This window comes from Martinezella hainanensis (assembly GCF_900094555.1).
Classification (GTDB): Bacteria; Pseudomonadota; Alphaproteobacteria; order Rhizobiales; family Rhizobiaceae; genus Rhizobium; species Rhizobium hainanense.
The window spans coordinates 188630-205604 of the sequence record NZ_FMAC01000010.1 but is presented as its reverse complement, the minus strand read 5'-3'; the positions used below and the strand labels follow the sequence as shown (position 1 = coordinate 205604).

Sequence of the window (16975 nt, the reverse complement as noted above, 5' to 3'; positions counted from 1 at the left end):
GCCAGAGCTTCACCTTTGATCGCGGCACGGAGTTTGCCGGCTTCCGGGCTCTGGAAGATGGTATCGGCGCGCGCAGCTGGTTTTGCGATCCCAGCGCACCGTGGCAGAAAGGCGCTGTGGAGAATGCCAATAAGCGCATTCGTCGCTTCATGCCCGGCGATACCGACCTGGCGGCCGTGTCACAACGCGACCTTACCCAACTTGCCCGCCATCTCAACGATCAACCACGAAGATGCCTGGGTTACAAGACGCCGGCGGAGGTGTTCATGACCCATTTGCAAGAAGCGGGGTGATCCCCTACCCTCAACACCGGCACGATGCACTTGGGTTAGCTTCTCCACAGGGGCAGATTCCATTTTCAAATGCAACGAAGACAATAAAGGCCATGGTTTCAGGAGGATGGAATGGCCCGCCCTTTCACACCGCCTCGTCGAACGCAAGGTTTCGATCAACAAGATTGCACGTCAGTCCCTGCGTCTTGGCAGCCTACCGTGCGATCTAACGACGCCTCAATGTCCGTCCCGAGCAACAGCGTCTTTCGGGACAGTATCGACCAGATTCTTCCGATGGAAAATGAAAAGCCCGGCAAGAACGATAATAACGGAGCCGACAACGATCTGGGTGTCGGGAATATCGCCGAAGAAAACGAAACCCAGCACGATCGCCCAGACAAGCAGGCTGTATTGAAGCGGAGCCAATAGTGACGCCGGCGCGAGCTTCAAGGATCGGGTTATCAGCATGTGAGCGCCGCCGGCAACGATGCCGAGAGCAAGCATGGCACCGAGATCGAGCGCCGAAGCAGAACGCCAGTCTCCGATGCTGAGCACCAACCCGGCGATGAGCGCACCGACCGTCTGCCATGCGACGAGCGTCGCATCGGCAGTCTGCCGCAGCCGGCGCCCGAGCACCAGGGTCAATGCAAACGCAAGGCTGCCGCCAAGGCCGAAGAGCGATGGCCAGGAAAACATCGCCGCCGATGGTCTGAGGGCGATCAATACGCCGATAAAGCCAACGAAAACCGCCAGCCAGCGCCGCCAGCCGATCCTTTCATTGAGGAAGAAATGGGAGATCGCCGCCACATAGATTGGACCGGCCATATAGAAGGTCATGACATCGGCAAGCGGCAGATAGGCGACTGCGGCATAAAAAAGAGCGACGTCGAGCGTTGTCATGACGACGCGCAGAAGCTGCAACGGCGGCCGTTCGAGGCGAAAAAGCGCATCGCTGCCCTGCCGCGCGATCATCGGCGCCAGAATAATGAACGAACCGAAGGAGCGGATCACCAGAATTTGGCCAACGGAGAAACTCGCAACCAGCCACTTGCCCATGGCATCGTTCAGCGAAAACAGGAAGTCGCCGAGAAGCATCATCAGCATGCCGGCAAGCACAAGATTGCCGCTTGTTACGGCTTTGCCCACGCGCATGCTATTTTATCCTTGCGAATCCTGCGTTTCTACCACCTGGGCTTTAGCCGGTTTTGCCCCCTACCCGCAATGGCATTCATCGCCAACGGTTCATCCCGAAAACCCATCGGCCTCCACTGGATAAGCGTCCGCGCACTCTTTGCGGGCGGACGCGATCTTCCTGTAAAACTTGAGCGGATGTTTATAAATTCGGTTATATGATAACATTTATGTGAACAGACGAACCACACCTCGCCAGCGAGGACAGTCGACATGCCTATACGCTTTCATTGTTGCAGCATTGGCTGCCGATATTGTCCGCTTGCCGGGTGAGAGAACATAAATGATGCAGCCGCCGGATGGATCGCTAGAGCCTACGCACCGAGATCAAGACGGTGAGGACGAGCAGGTCCACGAGCCGTTTGAATTGCTTCAGGCTCGGTATCTGTCTCTCGCCGAGCGTTACGAATGGCTCGAGGCGATGATCAACTATGTGCCGGACTATATCTATGCCAAGGACACGAATGGCCGGTTCCTTTTTGCCAACATGGCGATCGTCCTCAACAATGGCTTCACGCATGTCGATGAGCTGATCGGCCTTACCGATGCCGAAATTCACCCCATGGCCGACGCCCACAAGATCGAGGAAGTCGAACGGCAGGTAATGGAGAGCGGCGAGGCCGATCTTGGCGTCGAAGAGCGGCGCCTCAAGGGCGAAGGTTGGCTCATGATGTCGCGGGTGCCGCTGCGTGACAGAAACGGCAACATCATCGGCGTCGTCGGTGCGTCCCGCGATATCTCAGCTCGAAAACGGGCAGAGAAATTGATGAGTGCCCAGACGAAACTTCTGCAGGATGTGGCGCGCGGCGTCGATCTTGATGTGTTTCTCAAGGAGGCCCGGACGCTTCTTGAGGGCTTGCTCAATGGCAGACGCGTCAGTTTCGCTCTCGACGGCGAGCAAGTCGAGCCGATTGCCGGCGACATCCTGGAATTTCCCATTTTCTCGCGGGATGGTGGCCGGCATGGGGCCTTGGTAACGATGCAGACCGATGGCGACGAGGCTGGACTTATGGAATTCTTCGCTGGCATAGCGCAGACCGTTGGAATAGCCATCGATCGCCATCGGGACATCGCCCACATTGCCTATCTGGCCGAACACGATGCGCTCACCGGGCTTCCCAACCGCATGTTGCTCGACCGCAAGCTCAGCGCCCTGCTTGAAAAAGCATCACGGAAGCGAAGGTCTCTGGCCGTTGCCTTTGTCGACCTGGACAATTTCAAGCTGGTGAACGACACCCTAGGTCATGCGGCTGGCGACGAATTGCTGACGGTGGTTGCGCAGCGCATATCGACCCATATCGGCGGTCGCGGTATCGTCTCTCGGATCGGCGGCGATGAATTCATCATCGTTCTCGAAGAGTCCCCCGAGCCGATATACGAAAGGCTCGCCGACGTTCTCGCGGACATATCCAAGCCAATGGTCGTACAAGGGGTCGAAATCCGCGTCGGCTGCAGCATTGGCGTGGCTTGCGCCATGGAGCATGGCAAGACGGCCTCGGAACTGTTCGCGAATGCCGACATGGCGCTCTACCGTGCCAAGGAAGCGGGGCGCAACGCCATTCGACTGTTCACACCGGCCATGGCGGAGGACGCCCGCAACAAGCTGATCCGTATCGAAGAATTGCGACGAGCTGTGGAGCGAGACGAATTCGTGCTCCATTATCAGCCGCAGAAAGAAGTTCGCAGCGGCAGGGTCATTGGTGTCGAGGCCCTTGTGCGGTGGCAGCATCCCACCCAGGGCTTGTTGCTGCCTGGCGCCTTCATTCCGCTCGCTGAGGAAACGGGACTCATCGTTCCGCTCGGTGAAATCGTTCTGCGCAAAGCCTGCCGGCAAGCCCGGCTATGGCAGGATCGCGATCTGCCGGCACTGCGTGTCGGCGTCAACGTATCGGCCCGGCAATTTCTGGAGAGTTCGCTGACAAGCCAGGTAGCATCCGCGCTGCAATCTGCGGATCTCGATCCGCAATGGCTTGAGCTCGAACTGACGGAAAGCTTGATCATGCGTGACGTTGAGGGCGCCATAGAGCGGATGCATGAGCTGAAGACGCTGGGTGTCAGCCTCGCGATCGATGATTTCGGCACCGGATATTCAAGCCTGAGTACCCTCAGGCGTTTTCCGCTTTCCCGGCTGAAGATCGACAGATCGTTCATTGCCGATATTCCGGAAAAGCTCGGCGATATGGCTATTACATCCGCCATCGTATCGCTCGGCAGAACACTCGATCTTGAAGTCGTAGCGGAAGGCGTCGAGACCGAGGAGCAGGCTCGCTTTCTCGAAAGCGCCGGATGCGAACTGCTTCAAGGCTATCTGTTCGCCCGGCCCCTTCCCTCCTCAGAGATCGAAAGCCTGATTGCCGGGGCGGCTGCAAAACCTGCGTAGATATTCGCCCGAGAGCCGCTTGACGCGCGCGGACGCGTCTCAAGGAAATGTCACGATCTCTATCCAGTTCGCGCCGGCATTGACCGGATATCGGCCCACCACGTCGAGACCGCCATCGGCTTGGTCGATAGCATAGACCGACAGCCTGTCGGACTTCTCGCCGGATGCGACAAGGAACCGGCCCGATGGATCGATGCGGATGCCGCGCGGCTGTTGTTCGGTCGGATAGTTTCCGACGTAGGTCAGTCTTCCGTCACCTGAACCGACGTGGAAGAGCGCAATCCGACTGGTGGTTCTCTCCGTCGTATAGAGGAATTTGCCGTTCGGTGTGATGCCGATATCTGCGGCCCAGATCTTCGGCTTGCCATTGTCTGCTGAAGCCACAGCCGATGCAGACACACCGGATACCGCCGGACCAGGCGGCGCGATACCTGGCGACAGCCCGGCATGCTCAGGAACGGAAGCAACACTTTCGATCTCGCTCAATGTGCCCTTGTCAGTATCGAGCGCATAGTGAATGACATGGCCGGTCAGTTCCGTCAGGACGTAGACGGCCTTGTTGTCGGGCGAGATGACGATGTGCCGCGGACCAAAGCCGGTGCCGGTTGCAACCTGGATCGGATCATTCGGCTTCAGTATCCCGGTCTCGGGGTCGAGAGTGAATTGCTGCACGGCATCAGACCCGAGATTGGTGGCAAAGACATATTTGCCTGTCCGGTCACTGACGATCGAATGGGCATTGCGCCCGGTTGCGATCACTTGCTGAGCCTGCGCGGTGACCAGTCCGTTTTTGCCGATTAGCATTACGGCGATCTTGCTGCCGCCATAGGAAGCAGCGAATAGAAGCGCGCCCGTCGGATCGAGGGAGACGTAGGCCATGCTGTCGGGCAGAGCGGCAACGGCCTCCTGCCTTAACCTGCCGCTTTCGGGGTCGATCGCCAGCGTCAGTACCCGGTAAGGCTGCACACGGATGACGGCATGGAGATGCCGTCTGTCGGGACTGACCGCCATCGGCATGACCATCGGGCCAACATCCACGCTGGATATTGGCGTGAGCGTGCCTGTCGCCCCGTCCATCCTGTACGCATCGATCGTTCCGGCAACTGCCGTCGAGACATAGACTAATGTGCGAGATACACTGGAAGAAGTCTGAGCCACGGATCACCTCATCCGAACGTCACTGCCGATTGAACCGGCAATGCTTCGGATCCTTTAGCAAATATCATGCGGCTGCCATCGAATGCGCGAAGACCCGATAGTCGTCTTCCCGCCTCGATCTGCATCACCAAATATACGGAGCGCCTCTTCCGAGAGGGCGTTTGTATCATATGACATAATATGACCATAACAGTGTGTCGAGTATTATTGCGCCTGCAGCTCGGCCAGGAGGCGATAGCGTCGCTGGCTTGCCAGCATATGTGCCCGCATCGCCTGGCGCGCTCGCTCCGGGTCCTGGTCTGCGATCGCGGCCAGAATTTCCGCATGCTCGGCATGCACCTTCTCCAGATAGGCGCGATCATTCGCTTCAGGCAATGTCGGAAACTGTCCGCGCGGGATGGTTCGGGCGCCGAAATGTCGGAGCACGTCGACATAGAATCGGTTATTCGTGGCAGCAGCAATCGCCATGTGGAATTCAAAATCCGCTTCGACGGTCGACAGCTCCTGCTCTATCAGTAGCGCCATCTTGCGGTTGGCGGCAGCAATTGCAGCCTCCTGTTCCGCCGTTCTGCGATAGGCGGCGATTGCCGCCGCCTCGCCTTCCGCCGCCATACGGAATTCCAGCAATTCCAGTGTCTCGGGGATGCTTTTGACCTCGATGGGCGTCAGCAGCAGGCCGGATCGCGCCGAGGTTTCGGAAACAAATACGCCCTTGCCTTGAACGGGTCTGACGAGGCCTGCAGCACGAAGATCGGCAATCGCCTCGCGCACCACGGTCCGGCTAACATCGAAGGCCGCTTCGAGCTGCGGCTCTGTCGGAAGCTGGTCGCCGGTCTGAAGCTTGCCGGTCTCAATCTGCATGCGCAATTCATCGATGACCCTTTGTGCCAGCCTTTGCCTCGCCCGGGCATTTGTCCTCATTCCCGATCCCCGATCTATTCCCGCTGATCAACCTCAGCTAAGTCTTACAGTCAGCATTAAGTCATAATACGAATAGTCTTACCACGGGACGTATCGAATGCAATCGGGACAGGCAGGACGATTAGATTTCCCAGTCGGAGGTATATGCTCTGGATCTCAAGCTCGACGACAGCTCCAGCTTGACCTCGATCGTTTTGCACAGCCTTGCCGCAAGAGTGTCGGACAGGACGGCGTCATCGATCCAATCCCTCTCCGTGGCATAAACGACATAAGGATTGATCACGCATTTGAAATCGAGCATCAGCGACATGGCGAGGCTTCCATATGCCATATAGCTATGCGGGAGCCCGCCGGAACATACGAAGGTGACGATCTGGTCGAACCAGGCTGATTTTCGTCCGCCGGCACCTGTCGCGCCGGTGAGCTCGATCAGGCTCTTGGCAGCGCTACCCACTGACCAATTGTAAATGGGCACGGCAAGCAGCACGCCATCCGCATCGCGAATTGCACGATATAGCCTGTCGTAGGAAGGGTGCTCATAGCAGCTCGAGTTGTCGAATACAGGCATCTCGATATCCTGAAGATCGATAAACTCGACCTCGGCGCCCCTCTCCCTCAATAAGCTTTCTGCCTTACGAGCCATCCGGCGGCTCCGGCTTTCCGGGTCCATGCTGCAGGACAGAACAGTGATTTTCGATGGACGCATCCGTGTCTCGCTCCGTCGCCAGCGGCACTGCCTGAAATCTCACTACATCTTAGGATTAAGCGGATTCTTCGCGACCACAACTGACTTTTTTCTGCGCAATCGCTGCATTCCATCGATGCCACGCACATCGCGCACTGTCAAAACGGCATTTTCAGACCAACGCATTCTCTGCAACCACGCGGAACATATATTCTAAAAAATATATCGTATTATCATATATTTAAATACATATCCCGAAGCAGATTCTCATCGATTATGATGACGCGCAATACCGCGATCACACGAATTCCACACAATCATATTGACATTTGTCGAAAGCACTTCGAATATTGTCAATATCGACGCTGAGCGATGATCGACGATGTCGTCGGGAGCTGTTCCAGCATCCGGAGTGCGGAGGAGAAAGTGGAATTCCTGCTTGAAGTAGAAGGGCTGAAGAAGTCCTTTGGCGGTGTCGCTGCATTGCGTGACGGGCGCTTTCAGCTGCGGTCCGGCTCCGTCCATGCTCTGTGCGGCGGCAACGGCGCCGGCAAGTCGACTTTCCTCAAGATCCTGATGGGCATTCACAAGCGCGATGCCGGCTCCATTCGCCGCCGCGGCAAGGACGTGGATTATGCAAGCCCTGCCGAAGCGCTTGCGGCCGGCATCGCCATCATCGAGCAGGAACTCAGCCCCATCCCACACATGACCGTTGCGGAGAACATCTATCTCGGCCGCGAGCCATCGGCGCGTTTCGGCGGCATCGACTTCAAGACGATGAACCGCAACGCGCAGGCGTTGCTCGACCGGCTGCAATTCAACATTCGCGCCACGCAATTCATGATGAACCTTTCGGTCGCCCAGGTTCAGCTGGTCGAGATCGCCAAGGCACTTAGCCACGATGCCGAGGTGATCTTCATGGATGAGCCCACTTCGGCCATCGGCGAGAAGGAAGCGCAGCAGCTCTTTGCAACCATCGAACGCCTGAAGGGCGAGGGCAAAGGCGTTGTCTACGTCTCGCACCGCCTGTCCGAGATCTTCCAGATCGCAGATTCCTACACCGCCTTCCGCGACGGGTCCTATGTCGGCAGCGGCGCGCTTGCCGATATCGATCGGCCTGGCCTCATCCGCATGATCGTTGGCCGCGAGCTTGGCGAGGAATACATCAAGACGAACGTGCCAACGGCAACGCCTGGGCTGGAAGTCACCGGCCTTAGCGCAGAGGGTAAGGTCAGCGATATCTCGTTCATCGCTCACAAGGGCGAGATTTTCGGCATTTATGGCCTGATGGGATCGGGCCGCACCGAGATCTTCAACTGCATCTTCGGCGTCGATGCCGTCAGCAGCGGCCAGATCAAGCTTGCGGGAGCGCCCATTACCGTACGCAAGCCGGCCGAAGCCATGCAGCACGGCATCGCCTTCGTTACGGAGGATCGCAAGCTGACCGGCCTCAATCTGATCGACAGCGTGCGCAACAACATCTGCCTAGCGAGCCTGCCTGAAATGAGCCCGCGCTTCTCGATGGATCGTCGGGCCGAGGCCGGCGCCAGCCAGGACATGATCCAGCGCTTCGGCATCAAGGCTGCGCGCGACAGCATGCCGGTCTCCGGCCTTTCCGGCGGTAACCAGCAGAAAGTCGTGCTCGGTAAGTGGTTCCTGCGCAGGCCGAAAGTGCTGCTGCTCGACGAACCGACGCGCGGCGTCGATGTCGGCGCCAAGCGCGAAATCTATCGCATCATCTGCGACTTCGCCGCCGAAGGCGGTACCGTGATCATGATCTCATCCGAAATAGACGAGGTTCTTGGCATGTCCGACCGCATCCTGGTGATGCGGCAGGGACGGTCCGCCGGAATTCTCAAGAGGGAGGAGGCCGACGCGCAATCGCTCGTGCATCTGTCGACCTGAATGCGACAGCGCACGAAGACAAGAATGAAGCGCCCGGCAACAAGAGGTATTTGCAATGTCCGCCACTGACAACAATCAATCCAACTCGTGGTTCGGCTCGGACCGGCGCAGGTTGATTATTCAGGAATACGGGATCTTTCTCGCCTTCCTGTTGCTCGCTATCGTCCTCTCGTTCTCGAATGAGTATTTCCTGACGGCAGGCAATATTTCCAACGTCTTGCTGCAGACCTCGATCAACGGCGTGCTCGCGATCGGCATGACATTCGTCATCCTCACGCGCGGCATCGATCTCTCCGTCGGCTCCGTGGTCGCACTGACAGGCATCGTTAGCGCAAGCTTTGCTACCACTTCGGCAACTGCCGGCATTGTTGGTGCGCCCTATCCGCCCTATGTCGCGCTCGCAGTCGGCCTGCTCGTCGGCATCGCCTGCGGTGCCGTCGTCGGCCTCATTGTCTCGCGTTTCGCCGTCCCAGCTTTCGTCGCAACGCTTGGCATGCTGTCTGCCGCCCGCGGCCTGACGCTGATCTATGGCGGCGGCAAGCCGGTTCCGGCGCTGACCCCGGATTTCCGTTGGATCGGCACCGGCAGCGTCTTGTCCATCCCGATGCCGGTCATCCTGCTTGCCATCGTCTTCATCGTCGCATGGTGGGTTTTGAACCGTACTCGCTTCGGCCGCTATATCTATGCCGTCGGCGGTAACCCGCATGCGGCCATTACTTCGGGCATCAATGTCAGCAAGCTGCGCTTCCTCGTTTACGTGATTTCCGGCGGTCTTTCCGGGCTGGCAGGCATGATCCTTGCCGCTCGCACCGGCTCCGCCCTGCCACAGGCCGGCATTGCCTATGAGCTCGACGCAATCGCGGCTGTCGTCATCGGCGGCACCAGCCTTTCCGGCGGTGTCGGCCGCATCACCGGCACGCTGATCGGCGCATTGATCATCGGCGTCATGAACAACGGCCTCGATCTCATGGGGATCCAATCCTACTACCAGCAGGTCCTCAAGGGCGCACTCATCGTCGGCGCCGTCATGCTCGACCAAAAGAGAAACCTGGGCGGCTGAGCCCAAAGAAATTCCAGTGTTCGCACTCGGAAAACCAAACGGCGCGTCGAGGCGACGGCCGGACTTTCAACGGAGGAGACTTATAATGAAGAAATTATTGATTGCTCTTGCTGCAGCGACCGCAATTCTGGCATCGCCTGCCCTCGCCCAGGACAAGAAACTGAAGATCGGCGCGGCGCCTTACGGCCTCAATGCCGAGTTCATGCAGATCTGGTCGGCAGCACTGAAGGAACATCCCGCCGTCAAGAACGGCGACGTCGATCTGACCATCTTCGACGGCCGCTACGACGCGCTCGTGCAGCAGGAGCAGGTCAACACGATGATCACGCAGAAGTTCGACGCGATCATCTTCGTGCCGATCGATATCGAAGCTGCGGCAACCGCCGTTCAGGCCGCTCACGACGCCGGCATCCCGGTCGTCGGCTCGAACACGCGCGTCAACTCCGATCTCCTGACCTCCTATGTCGGCTCCGATGACACCATCTCCGGCTACATGGAAGCCAAGACCGTGCTCGACAAGATCGGCTGCAAGGGCAATGTCGTGATCCTCGAAGGCCCGATCGGCCAGTCGGCGCAGATCTCGCGCCTGGAAGGCAACAAGAAGGCGCTTGCCGAGTGCCCGAATGTGAAGGTGCTGGAAGACCAGACCGCAAACTGGTCGCGCGCCGAAGCCCAGACCCTGATGGAAAACTGGCTGACCTCGCACCCGGGTCAGATCAACGGTGTTATCGGCCAGAACGACGAGATGGCGCTCGGCGCCATCGAAGCGATCAAGGCTGCCAAGCTCAACGTCAAGGATTTCGCCATTGCCGGTATCGACGGCATCACCGATGCCCTTCATGCCGTCAAGGACGGCACGATGACCTCCATCCTGCAGGACGCCAGCGCGCAGGCCCAGGGCGCCCTCGACCTCGCAATCTTTGCCGCCAAGAAGGGCAACTACAAGCCGGAATCCAAGATCTGGCAACAGTATCCGGCCATGCCGTTCAACGACGGCAAGGACAAGAACTACAATGTTCCGTGGACCCCGGTAACGGCTGAGAACGTCGACAAGCTGCTTGAAACCCGCAAGTAAGATCAATGCGGCGGGGCGAATTTCGCCCCGCTTCCCCCCAAGACAGAGGCTTGAAAGAGATGACCGAGACATCCCCAGACATCGATTTGAACTTCCCGCTCTCAGGCAAGACGGCGCTTGTGACGGGCGGCGGTTCCGGCATTGGCGCGGCCGTCGCTGCAGCATTTGCCTTCAAGGGCGCGAAAGTCGCCGTTCTCGATATCAATGTCGACATGGCGAAGGCCAAGGCATCCGAAATCGGCGGCGGCGCTGAGGCATTCGTCTGTGACGTGTCCGATCCCGCTTCGGTCAACAAGGCCATTGGCGATGTCGTCTCGCATTTCGGCGGCATCGATATCGCCGTCAACAGCGCTGGCGTCGTCTTCCTCGCCCCTGCCGAGGATCTGCCGCTCGACTATTGGGACAAGACGATCAACATCAATCTCAAGGGTACGTTCCTCGTCACGCAGGCTGTGGGTCGCGCCATGATCGCCGCCGGCAAGGGCGGCAAGATCGTCAACCTCGCCTCGCAGGCCGGCACGGTCGCCATCGAGGAGCATGTCGCCTACTGCGCCTCCAAGTTCGGCGTGATCGGCATGTCCAAGACCTTTGCCGCCGAATGGGGCAAGCACGGCATCAACGTCAACACCATCTCGCCGACCATCGTGCTGACCGAGCTCGGCAAGAAGGCCTGGGCCGGCGAAAAGGGCGAGGCCGCCAAGAAGCGCATCCCCACCGGCCGCTTTGCCTTCCCGCAGGAGATAGCAGCCGCGGCTGTTTTCCTCTCCTCGGCTGGCGCGGACATGATCAACGGCGCCGATCTGCTGATCGACGGCGGCTACACCATTCTTTGAGCGCAAACGCTCGACAATTCGACAGGAGAGACCATGCAGCGGTTCATCAACAATCCCGATGAAGTCGTTGAAGATACTGTAAAAGGCTTCATCAAGGCGCATTCGGATATCGTCCGTCTGGCAGAAAATCCGCGCGTCGTCGTCGCCAAGGATGCCCCGCATGCCGGCAAGGTCGGCGTGATCACCGGCGGCGGTTCGGGTCATGAGCCGGCCTTCATCGGCTATACCGGCAAGAACATGCTGGATGCGGTCGCGGTCGGCGAGCTCTTTTCGTCTCCAACGGCCAAGAGCTTCCACGACGCTATCCGCGAAGCCAACGGCGGCCGTGGCGTCATCTGCCTCTACGGCAATTATGCCGGCGACAACATGAACGTGAAGATGGCAATCAAGCTTGCCGCCAAGGACGGGATTGAAGTCGCGACCGTGGTCGCCAACGACGATGTCTGCTCCGCACCGCCGGAGGAGCGCGAAAAGCGCCGCGGCGTCGCCGGTGAAATCTTCATGTGGAAGGTTGGCGGCGCCAAGGCTTCCAAGGGTGCAAACCTCGAGGAAGTCCGTGTGGCCGCGCAGAAGGCGATCGACAGTTGCCGCTCCGTCGGCATCGGTCTTGGTCCCTGTACTCTGCCCGCCGTCGGTCATCCGAATTTCCAGATCGAGCCAGGCACGATGGAAGTGGGCATCGGCCATCATGGCGAACCCGGCGTTCGCGTCGAGCCGCTGAAGACGGCGGCCGAAATTGCCGAAGACATGTGCCAGATCGTGCTCGACGATCATAATCTGGCAGCCGGAACGGAAGTAGCCGTCCTCGTATCGGGCCTCGGCGCAACACCGGTCAACGAGCTCTACATCCTCAACGATACGATTGAGGCGAAGATCTCGGAACGGGGTCTGAAGATCCACAAGACCTATATCGGCAACTACTTCACGTCGCTCGAAATGGTCGGCGCCACGCTGACCGTGATGGCGCTCGACGACGAGCTGAAAGAGCTTCTCGACGTCGAGGTCGAGTGCACGACGCTACTCTGAGGGGAACGCACGCATGCAGACATTCAACAACGCAATGGCTGGCGATATCGTCTTGGCGATGGCCGACCGTATCGTCGAGAACCGTGCCTATCTCAGCGAGATCGACGGCAAGATCGGCGATGGCGACCACGGCGTCAACATGGCTAAGGGCTTCGGCATGGCCGCCGAGCGCCTGAAGGGCAAGAACCAGTCGCTCTCAGCCTCGCTCGACACGCTGGGCACAGTGCTGATGACCGAGATCGGTGGCTCCATGGGGCCGCTCTACGGCGTCATGTTCACCGAGATTGCAGAAAAGCTCGACGGCATCGAAGCGATCGACAGTGCCGCCTATAGCAAGGCGCTGCATGCCGGGCTCGAAGGCATCCAGTCTATCGGCTCCGCCAAGGTCGGCGACAAGACGCTGCTCGACACGCTGGTTCCGGCGATCGAAGCGTTCGATGCCGCCAATGCAGCCGGCAAATCTTTCGCCGATGCACTCGAAGCATTGGTCGCAGCCGCCGAGGCCGGTCGCGACTCGACGCTCAACCTCGTGGCCAGGATCGGCCGCGCGAGCAGGCTGGGCGAGCGTTCGCTTGGCGTGCTGGATGCAGGCGCGACCTCTTGCGCAATCATCCTGAAGGAGCTTTCCGAGGGTGCGCGCGCGCGCCTGCAGTAACAAGGCTCTCCCAAGGCTGCGCGATCTCGTGCTCCACCACGGGGTCGCGCGCCGCTCCCTTCGAAGAAGAAGCATTTGCAAACCTGCGCCAATGCTTCCATCTTCTGGCGGAAAATGGGAACAGTGAATCGTCATGACAGGCAAGGCATCTTCGGTCGGTAAACATAGTGCAAGCAAAGCGGGCGTGCCTGATGCGTCCGACAGCATGCCGCTGCGCTATGGCGACGACCCCTATGTCTGGGCCTGCTGGCTCTATTATGAAGATGGCAAGACCCAGGGCGATATCGCCGAGATCATGGGCATTTCTCGGGCAACCGTGAACAGCTATCTCGCCGATGCCCGCAGCCGCGGCATCGTCAATATCTCGCTCGAGCCGTCGCGGCTGAGCTCGCTCTCCATCGCCCAGGAACTCAAGCGGCATTTCGGCCTGCATGACTGTCTCGTCGTGCCGAGCGATGACGGCTCCCGGCCGCTGATCGACCGCCTCGGAACCGCCGGTGCGCAGGCCATTGCCAGGCTCCTGAAATCCGGCGACACGCTTGCCGTCGCCTGGGGCCGAACCGTTCTTGCCGTTGCCGAACAGGCCAATGTACCGAACCTGCAGGACGTCACCATCGTCCAGGCGACCGGCGGCACGCGTGCGCGCTTCGCCTATACGCCGGAACTTTGCGCGGCCGCCTTCGCGAACGCAACCGATGGCAAGCTCATCAACATCACGGCGCCCGCCATCGTCTCGACCCCGGAGGTTCGCGAGATCCTGCTGCGCGAGCCGCTGGTCGAGGATCAGTTTGCCACGCTCTCCAAAGCCAACAAGGCAATTTTCGGCGTAGCGTCTCTGCGGCCGAATTCCACGATTCATAGCAGCGGCTTCTTCGAGTCCGTCTCGCTGCAGGACTATCTCGCGAAGAATGCCGTCGGCGTTCTCGCCGGGCGCTTCATCGATGCGAAAGGCCAGCCGGTTGCCGGGCCGCTTGACGATCGCACCATCGGCATATCCCTCGACATGCTGAAATCCATCGGCCTGCGGATCGCCGTTGCCGGCGGCTTCGACAAGGTGCCGGCAATCCTTGCCGCCTTGCGCGGCGGGTACATCAACGTCCTGATTACCGATGCTGCCACGGGTCGAGGCATCCTCAATGCAGACGGTGTCACCGAATTCGACCAGAAAGCCCAGCAGCGCCCGCGAACGGACAACAGCGTTGCCCTGCCCAGCAGCTACCGAACGCACATCAAGAAGTTCCTCAACAATCCCGACGATGTCGTCGACGAAATGCTTGAGGGTATCGTCAAGGCGCATGCCTCGCATATCGTGCCGATCAAGGGATCGAACCGGGCGCTGGTGGCGCGAAATGGTCCGCGAGTCGGCAAGGTTGGGCTGGTGATCGGCGGCGGCACAGGTCACGAACCCTGCTTCCTCGGCTATGTCGGCAAGGGCCTTGCCGATGCCGTCGCCATTGGCAACATCTTTTCCTCGCCGCCACCGACGCCGATCCTAGAATGCGCCAAGGCCTCTTCCCGCGGCGAAGGGGTGCTTTTTGTCTATGGCAATTATGCCGGCGACGTCATGAACTTCGAAATGGCTGCGGAAATGGCGCAGGAACAGCAGATCGATGTCCGCACAGTGCTGACTACGGATGATATTTCATCGTCACCGATCGAGGATCGGGACGGACGGCGTGGTGTTGCCGGCAACTTCTTCATCTTCAAGATTGCGGGCGCTGCCTGCGACAAGGGTCTGTCGCTCGACGCCTGCGAGGCGATAACGCGCAAGGCCAATGACCGCACCTTTACGATGGGCGTTGCGCTGGAGCCCTGCTCGCTGCCGCAGACGCGGCGACACAATTTTGAGATCGGGCCTGACGACATCGAATTCGGCATGGGCATTCACGGCGAACGCGGCGTCACCCGCGAAAAGATGATGAGCGCCGATGAGATCACCGACCGCGTGATGGACCGGATTTTTTCGGAGATGAAGCCTGTTGCAGGAGACCGGGTGGCGGTGCTGATCAACTCGTTCGGCGCGACGCCACTGATGGAGCTCTACATCCTGTTCCGCCGCGTCGAGCAGCGGCTGAGCGCCAAGGACATCAAGATCGAGGCGAACTGGGTGGGGCACTATTGCACATCGCTCGACATGGTCGGCGCCTCCATATCCATCCTGCATCTCGATCAGGAACTGACCGAAATGCTGCACCATCCATGCGACACCTTCGCCTTGAAGGTCGGATGAACCTATAAGAATGCGCCCGGCAACAATAGAAATGGCCGGGACCGGGAGGAAGACGATGTCGGAAAAAGCGGCGCGATGCCTGGGCACGATGTTTCAGCGCATATCGATCGCGATCAACGCCGAAAAGGACCGGCTCTCCGAGCTGGATGGCGCAATCGGCGACGCCGATCACGGCATCACCATGTCCCTCGGCTTCATGGCGGTGAATGCCGAATTGGCAAAACTCGATCTTGCGCAGACACTACCCTCAGAGATCTTTTCCGTCGCAGCCTCCGCTTTTCTGGATGCCGTCGGCGCATCGACCGGCCCGCTCTATGCCACAGCCTTCCGCCGCGCCTCGCAAGCATTGAAGACGGATGAATCCCTTTCCCCAGCCTGCCAGGCCATGATCATCGATGAGATGCGCGCCGGCATCCAGCAACGCGGCAAGGGCCAGCGCGGCGACAAGACCATGCTCGACGCCTGGATCCCCGCCGCCGAAGCCGCCATCGAGGCACAGGCACGCTCACGCGATGTTATCGCCATGTGGAATTCCATCGTCGACGCCGCCGAAGCCGGAGCGAATTCCACAAGCTCCATGGTCGCCGCCCGCGGCCGCGCGGCGCGGCTGGGGGAAAGGTCGCTTGGGCATATCGACCCGGGAGCGGCATCGGCGGTGATTATTCTGCGGGCAATGCAGGATACGTTTGTGGAGAGGTGAGTGGGGGTGATTAAGCATAACTCTTAAATTGAGCCTGGCACGCAGGCTTCCTTTGTTAAGGAAATGCCGGCCGGATATTCATAGAAAACGCCACTTCGTCACATCCGGCGTCTACATCCGCGCCTATTGGCTCGGCGCGACAACTGGAATGACCTCGTCGACGATATCCTGGCGTCCATCAATCTCGACAGCAAAAGAATAATGCACCGAGCTCGGACGCCGGCCAAGCGGCTCGGCCAAATTCACTCGCCGGTACGAGGTGGCCAGATTGGCAAGCTCGGGATGCTCGCGAAGATAAATTTCCGTTTCCGACAAGGAACCATGAATCTTGCGCAGTTGCGGCAAGAGCTGACGCCCATTTTCGTCCTCAATAAATTTGTAGGTGTCGGACGAAGTTGCGCTCATCAGAATATTCCATATATCCTCCGGTGCCTTTCGCACTACCAGGAATAGTTCTACCGCATTCTCTGGCATCTCAATTCCTGCAAGACTGTATAGCTCGTGCAAATCATGCGGTGGAGGATCGGTTTCCCTGCGGCTTGTCAAATCCATCAGAAGAGTAACATCCAATGAAAGGGTAAAATGACGTCCCTTCCTATGCCACAGATCGATTGCTCCCAAGCTTGAATATCCAATGGCAGCAAAATCCTCGCTTCGCAGGTTTGGCGCATTGTCCAATATGTCTGAGAGATAGTCATCGAAGATGAACGGCATGCACAGATGGTAGTTACGATCTGAGTAATATCCCACACCGTGTTCCACCCAAAAGGCTATCAAATCTGCAGGAACTCTACCATGGGCTTTCGCAGCTTCCGCCTCCGAAACCTGCATTGTCTCTCGTGGCTTACCTCGCGCTGCAAGAAATTCGTCGGCTGACATATGAC

The 16975-nt window shown here is 59.0% G+C and carries 15 protein-coding genes; 10 read left to right on the top strand and 5 right to left on the bottom strand.

The window, feature by feature from the left end:
- On the top strand, window positions 1–293 hold a 293-nt coding region (locus tag GA0061100_RS26980), incomplete at its 5' end, for an IS30 family transposase (protein WP_143525405.1).
- Between the two features lie 216 nt (window positions 294–509).
- Here the strand turns inward: GA0061100_RS26980 and GA0061100_RS26975 are convergent.
- Entirely contained in the window at window positions 510–1424 is a 915-nt protein-coding gene (locus tag GA0061100_RS26975) for a DMT family transporter (RefSeq protein ID WP_075855917.1), read from the bottom strand.
- Window positions 1425–1830: 406 nt separating this feature from the next.
- Between GA0061100_RS26975 and GA0061100_RS26970 the strand changes: the two genes are divergently transcribed.
- Entirely contained in the window at window positions 1831–3843 is a 2013-nt protein-coding gene (locus GA0061100_RS26970; protein ID WP_075855943.1) for a putative bifunctional diguanylate cyclase/phosphodiesterase, read from the top strand.
- 39 nt (window positions 3844–3882) lie between these two features.
- Here GA0061100_RS26970 and GA0061100_RS26965 read toward each other — a convergent pair whose 3' ends face one another.
- From GA0061100_RS26965 to GA0061100_RS26955, 3 genes are all read right to left on the bottom strand, one after another.
- Window positions 3883–5001 (bottom strand): lactonase family protein, encoded by a 1119-nt coding sequence (locus GA0061100_RS26965; RefSeq protein ID WP_075855915.1) that lies wholly within the window; start codon window positions 4999–5001, stop codon window positions 3883–3885.
- 204 nt (window positions 5002–5205) lie between these two features.
- The gene (locus GA0061100_RS26960; RefSeq protein WP_075855913.1) at window positions 5206–5922 is read right to left on the bottom strand and encodes a FadR/GntR family transcriptional regulator; all 717 of its coding nucleotides are present in this window, start codon (window positions 5920–5922) and stop codon (window positions 5206–5208) included.
- Window positions 5923–6043: 121 nt separating this feature from the next.
- Window positions 6044–6628, bottom strand: a complete 585-nt coding sequence (locus GA0061100_RS26955; RefSeq protein ID WP_075855911.1) for an NADPH-dependent FMN reductase — start codon at window positions 6626–6628, stop codon at window positions 6044–6046.
- Between the two features lie 405 nt (window positions 6629–7033).
- Here GA0061100_RS26955 and GA0061100_RS26950 point away from each other — a divergent pair, with 405 nt between their 5' ends.
- The 8 genes from GA0061100_RS26950 to dhaL (GA0061100_RS26915) all read left to right on the top strand — a co-directional run bounded on the left by GA0061100_RS26950 (window position 7034) and on the right by dhaL (GA0061100_RS26915) (window position 16091).
- Window positions 7034–8512 carry a sugar ABC transporter ATP-binding protein gene (locus GA0061100_RS26950; RefSeq protein ID WP_075855942.1) on the top strand — a complete coding sequence of 493 codons (1479 nt, stop codon included), beginning with the start codon at window positions 7034–7036 and terminating at the stop codon, window positions 8510–8512.
- A 55-nt stretch (window positions 8513–8567) separates the two neighbouring features.
- Window positions 8568–9572, top strand: coding sequence for an ABC transporter permease (locus tag GA0061100_RS26945; RefSeq protein WP_075855910.1), 1005 nt, complete (start codon window positions 8568–8570; stop codon window positions 9570–9572).
- Between the two features lie 85 nt (window positions 9573–9657).
- Window positions 9658–10647, top strand: a complete 990-nt coding sequence (locus GA0061100_RS26940; RefSeq protein WP_075855909.1) for a substrate-binding domain-containing protein — start codon at window positions 9658–9660, stop codon at window positions 10645–10647.
- A gap of 59 nt (window positions 10648–10706) precedes the next feature.
- Window positions 10707–11480 carry an SDR family oxidoreductase gene (locus GA0061100_RS26935; RefSeq protein WP_075855908.1) on the top strand — a complete coding sequence of 258 codons (774 nt, stop codon included), beginning with the start codon at window positions 10707–10709 and terminating at the stop codon, window positions 11478–11480.
- 33 nt (window positions 11481–11513) lie between these two features.
- On the top strand, window positions 11514–12506 hold the full coding sequence (locus GA0061100_RS26930) for a dihydroxyacetone kinase subunit DhaK (RefSeq protein WP_075855907.1): 993 nt from the start codon (window positions 11514–11516) through the stop codon (window positions 12504–12506).
- Between the two features lie 13 nt (window positions 12507–12519).
- Window positions 12520–13161 carry a dihydroxyacetone kinase subunit DhaL gene (dhaL, locus tag GA0061100_RS26925; RefSeq protein WP_075855906.1) on the top strand — a complete coding sequence of 214 codons (642 nt, stop codon included), beginning with the start codon at window positions 12520–12522 and terminating at the stop codon, window positions 13159–13161.
- A 133-nt stretch (window positions 13162–13294) separates the two neighbouring features.
- Window positions 13295–15391, top strand: a complete 2097-nt coding sequence (locus GA0061100_RS26920) for a bifunctional sugar-binding transcriptional regulator/dihydroxyacetone kinase subunit DhaK (RefSeq protein ID WP_075855904.1) — start codon at window positions 13295–13297, stop codon at window positions 15389–15391.
- A gap of 55 nt (window positions 15392–15446) precedes the next feature.
- Entirely contained in the window at window positions 15447–16091 is a 645-nt protein-coding gene (gene dhaL / locus GA0061100_RS26915; protein ID WP_075855903.1) for a dihydroxyacetone kinase subunit DhaL, read from the top strand.
- A gap of 123 nt (window positions 16092–16214) precedes the next feature.
- Here the strand turns inward: dhaL (GA0061100_RS26915) and GA0061100_RS26910 are convergent, their stop codons facing one another.
- Window positions 16215–16970, bottom strand: a complete 756-nt coding sequence (locus tag GA0061100_RS26910; RefSeq protein WP_075855902.1) for a GAD-like domain-containing protein — start codon at window positions 16968–16970, stop codon at window positions 16215–16217.
- Window positions 16971–16975: the final 5 nt, after the last annotated feature.